Here is an 8,743-nt window from a genome sequence, read left to right on the forward strand (position 1 = left end):
CGCGCCGGCTTTCGTGCGGAAAAGTTCCGTGCGCAACAGGTCGTCCTCGCTGAGGCTGAACAGATCGCCTTCGTCGGCGATGACCTTCGCCTGCAGCAGCGCGATGCCCGCCTCGTATCCCAGCCCCTCGATGTCCAGCGCGCCGCGGCTGGCGACGTGAAAAACGCGCTCCCGCAACTGCGCGGGGCATGATCGAGCGTTAGGACAACGGATATCGGCGTCGCCTTCCTTGGCCGGCGCCAACGTGGTGCCGCACTCGGGACACGTTGTGGGCATGACGAATTCGCGTTCCGAGCCATCGCGCAGGTCGACGACGGGGCCCAGCACCTCGGGGATGACGTCGCCGGCCTTGCGGATCACCACGGTGTCGCCGATCAGTACGCCCTTGCGTTTGACCTCCGAGGCGTTGTGCAGGGTGGCCAGCCCGACGGTCGAGCCGGCAACCTTTACCGGTGTCATGAACGCGAACGGCGTAACCCGCCCGGTGCGACCGACATTGACCCGGATGTCGAGCAGTTTGGTCTGCGCCTCCTCGGGCGGGTATTTGTAGGCGATCGCCCACCGAGGAGCGCGTGACGTCGAACCCAGCCTGCGCTGCAGGGCCACCTCGTCGACTTTGACGACGACACCGTCGATTTCGTGGTCGACGTCGTGGCGGTGCTCACCCCAATAGTCGATCTGCTGTTGCACGCCGGCCAAATCGTCGACGCGTTTCGTGTGCTCGGAAACCGGTAGCCCCCAAGCCGCCAACGCTAGGTACGCCTCGTGCAGGGTGGCCGGTCGAAAGCCTTCGGTGTGTCCTATCCCGTGGCAGATCATCCGCAGTTTTCGACGTGCGGTGACCGCCGGATCCTTTTGCCGAAGCGATCCGGCGGCGCTGTTGCGCGGATTGGCGAACGGCGATTTGCCGTCGGCGACCAAAGCTGCGTTGAGCGCCTCGAAGTCCGCGATCCGGAAAAACACCTCGCCGCGCACCTCGAGCACCGCCGGTATCGGGAAGTCGTCGCTGGCGTCGAGGCGCTCCGGCACGTCGTCGATCGTGCGGGCGTTGAGCGTCACGTCCTCACCTGTGCGGCCATCTCCGCGGGTGGCCGCCCTCGCCAGGCGGCCGTCGCGATACACCAGGGACAACGCCACTCCGTCGATCTTGAGTTCGCAGAGATAGTGGGCCTCGTCGCCGACCTCGGCGCGGATCCGGGCGGCCCAGGCGGCAAGTTCCTCCTCGCTGAATGCGTTGTCCAGGCTGAGCATCCGCTCGAGATGTTCGGCCGGCATGAAGTCGGTGGCAAATCCGGCACCACCGACCAGTTGGGTGGGCGAATCCGGTTTGCGCAGCTCGGGATATTGCTCCTCAAGGGCGATGAGCCGGCCGAGCAGTTTGTCGAACTCCGCATCGGAAATGATCGGCGCGTCGCGCACGTAGTAGCGAAACTGGTGTTCGCGGACTTCGTCGGCCAGTTCCTGCCACTGCCGTCGGATGTCCGGTGCGACCGAATCAGCCTCTGCTGAGCTCACCTTGGCAGGTTATCGGAGGGCTCCGACGAGAGCGCGGTCACTGCTCGACGTATGCCCGCAGCCGGTCGATCGCGGCGTCCCAGCGACGCGACAATGCGGTCAGATAGTCGCTGGCTTGAGCCAGCGGTTCGGTACGAACGGTCCAGATGCGTTCGCGTCCTCGCCGGCTGCTGCTGACCAATCCGGCCACCTCCAGCAGCTGCAAGTGTTTGGTCGCGGCCTGCCTGGTGACCGGAATCGCTTGGCTGAGTTGACAAGTCGAGCTCGGCCCGCCCTCGCAAAGCCGGACGATGATGCTCATACGGTTGGGGTCGCCCAGCGCGTCGAATACCGGCGCCAGCTTCGCTGTCACACTGTTTGCTCCAATGCCAGGTACTTCTGCACGAGCTGCACCTGGTGGGCCCAGCCTCCGCTGTTGGCCTCGAAGGCGGTAGAGCGACGCGGCTCGGGGATGGCGTCGAAACCGGATTCGACGATGGTCAGCAGCACACCCTCAGGAGTCTCCGACAAGGTGAACTCCACCAATGTGGTGGGCTCCTCATCGACGTCCGGCTCGCCGGCGCATGGATGCCAACGGTAGGCGAACCGTGTCGGAGGTTCGACCGCGACGATCTGCCAGGTGCTTCGGTTCCCAGCATGCGGCTCTTGGAGTTTGGCGACGTCGTCGTCGACGGTGGTCGGAGTGATCGTCGCGGTGACCGATTTCCCAGCAACGAAAGGACCGTCGAATCGGACGCCGAACCAGCGGCCGAATTCGTCCGCCTCGCTGATGGCGCGCCAGACCCGCTCCAGCGGCGCGCGCAACACAACCTGCTTTTCGATCCGATCCGTACTCATATGCAACCTCCTGGTTGCATATCAGTACAGCACTCTCCGCCCCGAATTGCAACCTTTTGGTTGCGTATCGGCCCTTGGCTAGACGGCGTCGGGGTCTTGCGCGAACACCTCCGCGGCCCGCCGGGCGAGCTTGATCGCGGTGCGGGCCCACTCCGGGGTCGCCCCGGCCAGACCGCATGCCGGGGTGATGCCGATTCGCTCCCGCAGCTGCGAGCGGGCAAAAGCGAGCCGGTCGGTGATCGCCACCGTGGCGGCAGCGATTTCTTCTACCGACGGTCGCGGTGCAGGGGCGCTGGCAGGAACGAGGCCGAGCATCACGGTGCGCCCCGATTCGAGGAATTCCGCGATGCCGTCGAGGTCCGCGGTGTCCCGTGCGTTCCTGGCGTCGACGGATACTGCGCGAAAATTGCTGGTTTGCAAGAGGTTCCACGGCAATGATGATGCACAACTATGCAGCAGCGCGTCAGCGCCGGCCCTGGCGACGCAGGTGTCGAGCGCTGCGGTGGCCAGTGCCTCGTCGATCGGATCGACCGGGGTCAACGCGGTCACGCCGGTCAGCTGCCCGGCCAGGGCCGCCGGTAGCGAAGGCTCGTCAAACTGCACCACGACCGGTGTGTCGAGCCGGCGTGATACCGCCGCACGGTGCGCCTCGACACCCTCGGCCAGTGACGCTGCCAGGTCGCGCACGGCGCCGTGGTCGGTGATCGCCCGGTGTCCGTTGGCAAGCTCCAACTCGGCCGCCAAGGTCACCGGCCCAGGGGCCTGCACCTTGACCGGGCGGCCACTGCCGCGCAGGCCCGCCTTTTCCCACGCTTCTTCCAGCGCGTCGATGTCCTCGTCGAGCAGGCTGGCCGCCCTGCGCATCACCGCGCCGGGTCGGCCTGCGATGCGATAGCCACGCGGCACTGTGTCGATGGCCACGTCGATTAGCAGCGCGCCCGCACGCCCGATCATGTCGGCGCCGACTCCGCGGGCGGGCAGCTCCACAATGTGGGCCAACGCGTCGGCCAGCTCACCGACGACGACCTCAGCAGCTTCACGCGGAGAATCGCCCGGCCACGAGCCGTTGCCAGCAGCCGTTGCGAAAACACTCATCGGACAACCGTACTGGCGCCCCGCGACTACGCTCGATGCAGGGAAGGACCCGAAGAAATATGTCGCGACCGCTGCTGGTGTGGTGCTGCGCGGCGCTGATGGCCACGGCATGTACCCGCGTGGTGGGTGGCGCCGCGGTCCCGGCGTTCGGACCCCTTGGTGCCCTGTCGGGTGTCGACGTCGACGAAGTTCTGTTGGACCAGTCGCGGATGCGCGCGATCACCGGCACCGGGGACGACCTCACGATCATCCCGACCATGGACGGCAGCCAACTGGTGGACCTGGACTCGCTGGCCCAATCAGCTCCGCCGCAATGCCGGTTCTTCTACGCCGACACGGCAACATTCGGGCCCGATGTCGAGCAGTTCCACAAGACGACGTTTCAGTACCCGCCCAAAGGCGCGCTGATCTCCGAAGGAGCCGCCGGATATCGCGACGCCGACACCGCACGCCGCAGCTTCGACACCCTGGTCACCACCGTGGAGCACTGCGCGGCCACGTCGGCCGGATGGCTGTTGGTGGGCGACTGGAACGCCGAGGAAGACGCGTTGCACACCAGGCCGGGCGCCTGCGGGCGTGATTATCGGGTCAAGTCCGTGGTTTTGGTGGAAGTGACCTTTTGCGGTTTTCCCGAGTCGGTGCCCGACATCGTGATGACCAACATCACGGCGAAAGTGCCCGGCTAGCCCCTGTTACGAGGTGCCGGCGATCGTGGCGCTGCCGATCACCTCGTCGCCCTCGGGGTCGGGGCGATACAGCACCAGCGTCTGCCCGCGGGCGACGCCCCGCAACGGGTCATGCAGCTGAACCACGAGCGCGCCGTCCTTCAATTCCGCTGTGGCGGGAACGGTTTCGCCGTGGGCGCGGACCTGGACTACGCACTCGACGGGTTCGTGCGGCGCTGTTCCGGTGGTGAACACCGGTTCACGCCCGGTCAGTGTCCACACGTCGAGGTCGGCGGCCGCACCCACCCGCACGGTCGCCGTGTCGGCGTCGATCGCAGTCACGTAGCGAGGCCGACCGTCCGGGCCGGGACCGGCGATGCCCAGTCCTTTGCGCTGCCCGATCGTGAACCCGTGCACCCCCTCGTGTTCGGCCAGCACCGTGCCGCGCGCGTCGACGACGGTGCCGCGACGGACCCCGATGCGCTCGCCGAGAAAGGCACGGGTGTCTCCCGAAGGAATGAAGCAGATGTCATGGCTGTCAGGCTTTTCCGCGACCGCCAAGCCGCGGCGAGCGGCCTCCGCTCGAATCTGTGGCTTCCGTGTGTCACCGACCGGGAACGCCGCGTGGCGCAGCTGATCGGCGGTGAGCACGGCCAGCACGTAAGACTGGTCCTTGTCCCGGTCGACCGCGCGGCGCAGCCGTCCACCGGAGAGCCGGGCGTAGTGGCCGGTGGCCACGGCGTCGAAACCCAACGCCAGGGCGCGAGCCGACAGTGCCGAGAACTTGATCCGCTGGTTGCACCGGACGCAGGGGTTGGGAGTTTCCCCACGGGCATAGGACGACACGAAGTCGTCGATCACGTCTTCGGAGAACTTCTCTGCGAAATCCCATACGTAGAACGGGATTCCCAGCACGTCGGCGACTCGCCGGGCATCGCCGGCGTCCTCCTTGGAGCAGCATCCCCGCGAGCCGGTTCGCAGCGTGCCGGGAGCACTCGACAGCGCGAGATGCACACCGACCACGTCGTGGCCGGCATCCACCATCCGGGCAGCGGCCACCGACGAGTCGACGCCGCCGCTCATCGCGGCGAGAACTTTCATCGCGACACCCCCGCGGCGGCCAGCGCGGCCTGCCGTGCGCGCGACACCGCACCTGGCAGCACCCGCAGCGCCGCGTCGACGTCGGCGTCGAGGCTGGTGTGCCCCAGCGACAGTCGCAGGGAGCTGCGGGCGCTGGCCGCATCGGCGCCCATCGCCAGCAGCACGTGAGAGGGCTGTGCCACGCCCGCGGTGCATGCGGAGCCGGTCGAGCATTCGATTCCATTGGCGTCCAACAACATCAGCAGTGCGTCGCCTTCGCAACCGTCAAACGTGAAGTGTGTGTTGCCCGGTAGCCGGGGCTCCCGCGCACCGTTGAGGTGAGCGTCTGGAACCGCCGCCAGGACGCCGTCGATGAGCCGGTCTCTCAGAGACCGAAGCCGCGCGCTGTTGGCCTCCAGCCCGTCGACCGCGATCTGCACCGCAGTAGCCATCCCGATAGCGCCAGCGACATCCGGTGTGCCAGAACGGATGTCGCGCTCTTGGCCGCCACCGTGCGTGAGCGGCACGCAGCTGACGTCACGGCGCAACAGCAACGCGCCGACACCCGGTGGACCACCGAACTTGTGTGCGGCCACACTCATTGCCGACAGGCCGCTGGCGCCGAAGTCGACCGGCAGCTGGCCCACTGCCTGGATCGCGTCACTGTGCATCGGCACATCGAATTCGGCTGCAATGGCGGCTAGTTCGGCGATCGGCATGACAGTGCCGACCTCATTGTTCGCCCACATCACCGAGACAAGCGCCACGTCGTCGTATCCGTCGAGTGCGTCGCGCAACGCGGCCGGCGACACCGACCCGTCCGGGCCCGTGGGCAGCCAAGTCACTTCGGCGCCTTCGTGTTCGGCCAGCCAGGTCACCGAGTCGAGGACGGCGTGATGCTCCACCGCGGTGGCGACGATGCGCCGATGGCGCGGCTCAGCGTCGCGGCGTGCCCAGTAAATGCCTTTGACGGCGAGGTTGTCGCTTTCGGTGCCGCCCGCGGTGAAGATAACCTCCGAGGGACGCGCGCCCAGCTTGTCGGCGATCAGCTCGCGCGACTCCTCCATCCGGCGGCGCGCGGCGCGGCCGGTGGTGTGCAGCGACGAAGCGTTTCCGACGGTGCCCAAGACAGCCGTCATCGCCTCGATGGCTGCGGGATACATCGGGGTGGTGGCGGCGTGGTCGAGGTACACCATGACCCGCCCAGGATACCGGCGCTATTCGGCGGCACCGTCCGCCAGGACGTAGCCGGCGAGGCTGCCCAACAACCCGGCGCAGTGCTCGACGAGTTGCTCCTGGGTGTAGTCGAGTTCGCCGTCGGCCCACCGGCGCAACACTTCGAACACCCCGCCGACGCCCAGAATTGCGGCGAGTTCGCCAACCTTGACCGCGGAATCGGGAATGTTGAGGTGCAGCCGGGCCTGTTGCCAGACCAGGTCGGCGAAGCTGGCCATCAGCTCGCTGCGGAGTTGGCGCAGGGTGGGCTCGGTGCCGGATTCCACGAATAGAATCCGCGCCACCCGTGGATCGTCGTGGATTATGGCCATCAGCGCGCGGATCGGGGCTTGCGCCAACGCGTCGGGCGTGGAGATGCCCTCGGGGATGGCCGCCACGATGGCGTCTTGGATGGTAGAGCGGAGTTGCTCGGCGACGGCACGCAGCAGCGCGTCGCGGTCGGCAAAGTGCTGGTAGAAGTAGCGCGAGGTGACCCCGGACTTGGCGCAGACCGCGGTCACGGTGGTGTCCGCGGCGCCTCGTGTACCCATCAGTTCCATTGCCGTGTCGATCAGGCGCGCTCGACGCCCGGCCTCGCGCTGCTCGGCTGTCATGCCGCCATAGATCCGCGCCGGGCTCATGGGCCACAGTCTGTCATTGCCATCTGACTAGGCGTAGAGTCAGATGTGAGCTAACCGACAGGAGACCGAATATGTCGAGTACCCGGCCCGCCAAACGCCCTGCGCTGAAAGCCCGTCGGGTCCAGTTCGCGCTTCCCACGGGCGCCCGGAAGCATTACGCCGGGGACGACCTCGTGATGAGCCACTTCTTCGCGATGCTGTCTGCGGCGTTTCCGGAGGGTGAGGACTTTTTCATCCGGTCGGTGCGCAACTATCGCGACCAGATCACCGACCCGGAACTGCAGCAGGCGGTCAAGGGGTTCATCGCCCAGGAGGCCACCCATCGCCAGCAACACCGGCTGCTCAACGACCGCCTCCAGGAAATGGGCTATCCCACCGTGCGGTTCGATCGCCACGTCGCGTGGTTGCTCGCCAAGCTTGAAAAGGTGTTCTCCACGGAGATGGCGCTGGCCGGCACCGCCGCCTTGGAGCACTACACGGCCACGCTGGCGGAGCTGGTACTGACCGACGACGAGATGCTGGACCTCCTCGGCCGATCGGACGTGCGGCCGATACTGCTGTGGCACGCCTTCGAAGAGTGTGAGCACAAAGCGGTGGCCTTCGATGTCTTCCAAGCGGTCGGCGGAACCGAGCGCACGCGGGTGCGCGCCATGCGGATCGCGACCGTGATCTTCCTGGCCGAGATGATCATCCAGACGCTCCGCTCGATGGCCCGCGACCGCGCGTCCTACAACCCGCGGCGGCTGCTGCGCAGCCTCAACGATTTCCGCAAATCGCCGTTGCTGAGCGCCGAGACTCGTCGTCGCATCGCCGACTACACCCGTCCGGGCTTCCACCCCGACGACTGGGACAGCACCGAGATCCTCGACCGCTGGTCCAAGGAACTGTTCGACGCGGACGGAAATCAGCTTGTGCAGGCGAGGTAGCTCCCTCCTGGCGAGCAGACGCGAAGCGCCCGATTCGCAACGGAATCGGGGGGTTTTGCTTCTGTTGGCGCTACTTAGCCCTTGCGGGCCTTGACCGCCTCGGTCAGCTGCGGGGCCACCTTGAACAGGTCGCCCACCACGCCGTAGTCGGCGATCTCGAAGATCGGCGCTTCTTCGTCTTTGTTGACCGCGACGATGGTCTTGGAGGTCTGCATGCCGGCGCGGTGCTGAATCGCCCCCGAGATCCCCAACGCGATGTAGAGCTGCGGCGACACCGTCTTTCCGGTCTGGCCAACCTGGAACTGGCCCGGGTAGTAGCCGGAGTCGACGGCGGCGCGCGAGGCGCCGACCGCGGCACCCAGCGAGTCGGCCAGCTCTTCGACCACGTGGAAGTTCTCCGCGCTGCCGACACCGCGCCCGCCGGACACCACGATGGCGGCCTCGGTCAGCTCCGGGCGGTCGCCGGCGACAGCGGGTTGGCGGGCGGTGACTTTGGCTGCGTTTTCCGCGGGCTCGGGCACTTCGACGGTGACCTGTTCACCGGTGCCTTCGGTTGGTTCGGCGTCGATGGCACCGGCCCGCACGGTGATCACCGGGGTGTCGCCGGTGGCTTCCGCCTCGACGGTGAACGCGCCACCGAAGATGGAGTGCACGAACTTGCCGCCGGGCTGGACGTCGACGAGGTCGACCAGCAGTCCGGAGCCGATCCGCGCGGCCAGCCGGCCCGCGATCTCCTTGCCGTCGGCGCTGGCGGCCAGGATCACCGCCG

The 8,743-nt window shown here is 67.1% G+C and carries 10 protein-coding genes; 2 read left to right on the forward strand and 8 right to left on the reverse strand.

Going from position 1 to position 8,743, the window contains the following annotated elements; translation table 11 throughout:
* The 4 genes from ligA to VFA16_RS15120 all read right to left on the reverse strand — a co-directional run.
* Positions 1-1,515: NAD-dependent DNA ligase LigA (gene ligA, locus VFA16_RS15105; RefSeq protein WP_324968601.1), on the reverse strand; the 1,515-nt coding region annotated here is incomplete at its 3' end.
* A gap of 37 nt (positions 1,516-1,552) precedes the next feature.
* Positions 1,553-1,867, reverse strand: a complete 315-nt coding sequence (locus VFA16_RS15110; protein WP_324968602.1) for a metalloregulator ArsR/SmtB family transcription factor — start codon at positions 1,865-1,867, stop codon at positions 1,553-1,555.
* Complete coding sequence (locus VFA16_RS15115; RefSeq protein WP_324968603.1) at positions 1,864-2,352, reverse strand: SRPBCC family protein; 489 nt, start codon at positions 2,350-2,352, stop codon at positions 1,864-1,866. Before VFA16_RS15115 ends, VFA16_RS15110 begins: the two co-directional genes overlap by 4 nt.
* 78 nt (positions 2,353-2,430) lie before the next feature.
* Positions 2,431-3,447, reverse strand: coding sequence for a methionine synthase (locus VFA16_RS15120; RefSeq protein ID WP_324968604.1), 1,017 nt, complete (start codon positions 3,445-3,447; stop codon positions 2,431-2,433).
* 59 nt (positions 3,448-3,506) lie between these two features.
* Here VFA16_RS15120 and VFA16_RS15125 point away from each other — a divergent pair, with 59 nt between their 5' ends.
* Positions 3,507-4,133 (forward strand): sensor domain-containing protein, encoded by a 627-nt coding sequence (locus VFA16_RS15125; RefSeq protein ID WP_324968605.1) that lies wholly within the window; start codon positions 3,507-3,509, stop codon positions 4,131-4,133.
* A 6-nt stretch (positions 4,134-4,139) separates the two neighbouring features.
* Here the strand turns inward: VFA16_RS15125 and mnmA are convergent, their stop codons facing one another.
* The 3 genes from mnmA to VFA16_RS15140 are packed head-to-tail and all read right to left on the reverse strand — an operon-like array spanning position 4,140 to position 7,048.
* On the reverse strand, positions 4,140-5,213 hold the full coding sequence (mnmA, locus tag VFA16_RS15130) for a tRNA 2-thiouridine(34) synthase MnmA (protein WP_324968606.1): 1,074 nt from the start codon (positions 5,211-5,213) through the stop codon (positions 4,140-4,142).
* Positions 5,210-6,388 (reverse strand): cysteine desulfurase family protein, encoded by a 1,179-nt coding sequence (locus VFA16_RS15135; protein ID WP_324968607.1) that lies wholly within the window; start codon positions 6,386-6,388, stop codon positions 5,210-5,212. The genes mnmA and VFA16_RS15135 overlap by 4 nt, the downstream gene beginning before the upstream one ends.
* A gap of 21 nt (positions 6,389-6,409) precedes the next feature.
* Positions 6,410-7,048: a TetR/AcrR family transcriptional regulator gene (locus VFA16_RS15140; protein WP_324968608.1), complete on the reverse strand. Its 639-nt coding sequence runs from the start codon at positions 7,046-7,048 to the stop codon at positions 6,410-6,412.
* 71 nt (positions 7,049-7,119) lie between these two features.
* On the opposite strand from VFA16_RS15140, the gene VFA16_RS15145 reads away from it, so the two are divergent.
* Positions 7,120-7,974 (forward strand): metal-dependent hydrolase, encoded by an 855-nt coding sequence (locus VFA16_RS15145; RefSeq protein WP_324968609.1) that lies wholly within the window; start codon positions 7,120-7,122, stop codon positions 7,972-7,974.
* A gap of 74 nt (positions 7,975-8,048) precedes the next feature.
* Here VFA16_RS15145 and VFA16_RS15150 read toward each other — a convergent pair.
* On the reverse strand, positions 8,049-8,743 hold a 695-nt coding region (locus VFA16_RS15150), incomplete at its 5' end, for an electron transfer flavoprotein subunit alpha/FixB family protein (RefSeq protein ID WP_324968610.1).

Origin of the sequence: Mycobacterium sp., from assembly GCF_035653355.1 — a bacterium.
Taxonomy (GTDB): Bacteria; Actinomycetota; Actinomycetes; order Mycobacteriales; family Mycobacteriaceae; genus Mycobacterium.

Excerpts from the sequence above, each read along its gene's own strand:
- VFA16_RS15140 (WP_324968608.1), bottom strand. The coding sequence starts at position 7,048 with ATGAGCCCGGCGCGGATCTATGGCGGCATGACAGCCGAGCAGCGCGAG.
- VFA16_RS15145 (WP_324968609.1), top strand. The coding sequence starts at position 7,120 with ATGTCGAGTACCCGGCCCGCCAAACGCCCTGCGCTGAAAGCCCGTCGG.
- mnmA (WP_324968606.1), bottom strand. The coding sequence starts at position 5,213 with ATGAAAGTTCTCGCCGCGATGAGCGGCGGCGTCGACTCGTCGGTGGCC.
- VFA16_RS15125 (WP_324968605.1), top strand. The coding sequence starts at position 3,507 with ATGTCGCGACCGCTGCTGGTGTGGTGCTGCGCGGCGCTGATGGCCACG.
- VFA16_RS15135 (WP_324968607.1), bottom strand. The coding sequence starts at position 6,388 with ATGGTGTACCTCGACCACGCCGCCACCACCCCGATGTATCCCGCAGCC.
- VFA16_RS15120 (WP_324968604.1), bottom strand. The coding sequence starts at position 3,447 with ATGAGTGTTTTCGCAACGGCTGCTGGCAACGGCTCGTGGCCGGGCGAT.
- VFA16_RS15115 (WP_324968603.1), bottom strand. The coding sequence starts at position 2,352 with ATGAGTACGGATCGGATCGAAAAGCAGGTTGTGTTGCGCGCGCCGCTG.